Source organism: Photorhabdus noenieputensis (genome assembly GCF_018448935.1).
GTDB lineage: Bacteria > Pseudomonadota > Gammaproteobacteria > Enterobacterales > Enterobacteriaceae > Photorhabdus > Photorhabdus noenieputensis.
In genome coordinates, this window is the sequence record NZ_RCWC01000125.1 from 1 (window position 1) to 1,243 (window position 1,243).

Here is a 1,243-nt window from a genome sequence, read left to right on the forward strand (position 1 = left end):
CAGGGCAACCGCATGAATGATTAAATATCACTCACATTAGCAAAACCCGCCTGTAATACTCGCTCCAAAAATTGGGTTTTCATCCATATTCGTCTACGCTTCGCTTTAATGCTTAATTGACTCGTTTCTTTTTTCAGCATGTTTAACGAAATACGTCGTAATATCGCGATGTTTTCCGCCGCATTTTCACGGTAAATTTGACAATCATCTTCCTTAAACGTCACATCAAGCACCCAGTGAAGATTATTCTCTATTTGCCAATGGCTGCGTACTGCCTGCGAAAATTGTTCTTCCGTCAGTCTGGCTGAACTGATGTAGTAACGGTACTCCAGACTGGGCAATTTGCCGTTTTCTTGCCTGTATCCGATTGTGACACCCAGTGTTTTTAATCCCGCCCATTCCGGAAAATCGGTTTTGAATGTATCGGCATTCAGCACATGGCTTTCTCTGATTTCCAGACGACCATGACCCTGTTCTATCAACGCTTTTTCGGTTGTTAAGGGCAAAACGCGCTGGGCTTCCAGGGCTTTTTGAATGGCACGATGGAGACGTTTTTGGTTGTCTTTCACACTTAATAAATAATCCGCGCCGGCATCAATAATCTCCTGAGCGATCTGCGTTTGGCATCCCATCGCATCAATGGAAATCAGCGCGCCTTTCAGTTCCAACAACTTAATGAGTTCCGGGATTGCGGTAATTTCATTAGATTTTTTCTGGGTTTTAACCTGGCCGATGACCATTTTATTGGCTGTCGCATAAGCACTCACAAGGTGGAGAGCCGAACCACGTTCTCCCGGGGCATAGGCCCCCCGTAAGACTTTACCATCAATCGCCACTAATTCTCCCTGAGTAACCTGATGAACCGAACGCATCCAGTTGATAAAACACAGATTAAATTGTTCCGGATTAATCCGTGAGAGAAGCCGGGCAATCGTATCATCAACAGGGACCCCCTCCTTGAACATATTATGTTCAAGAAACCATTCATGGTGGCCTTCAATATACTCTTGGATCTCACTCCAACCATCTGCGCCGCCCAGAACAGCGCACAATGAGGCAAATAAAATATCGAATAAAGGGTAGGCGACTTTAGCGCTTTGACGGGGATCTTGAATGTCTGAGAAATGTTCAGTAAAAATATCAAAGCACATGGTTTTTGCTCTCAAAAAGAGAGTATGAGATCATAACTATTACCGTCGGTCAAATCTGATTTTTTTAACAAAATATTCACGATCTTGCCCTG

The 1,243-nt window shown here is 44.0% G+C and carries 1 protein-coding gene; it reads right to left on the reverse strand.

Going from position 1 to position 1,243, the window contains the following annotated elements:
* Window positions 1-20: 20 nt before the first annotated feature.
* Window positions 21-1,151, reverse strand: a complete 1,131-nt coding sequence (locus EAE91_RS23460; protein WP_214090540.1) for an ISAs1-like element ISPlu17 family transposase — start codon at window positions 1,149-1,151, stop codon at window positions 21-23.
* Window positions 1,152-1,243 lie beyond the last annotated feature (92 nt).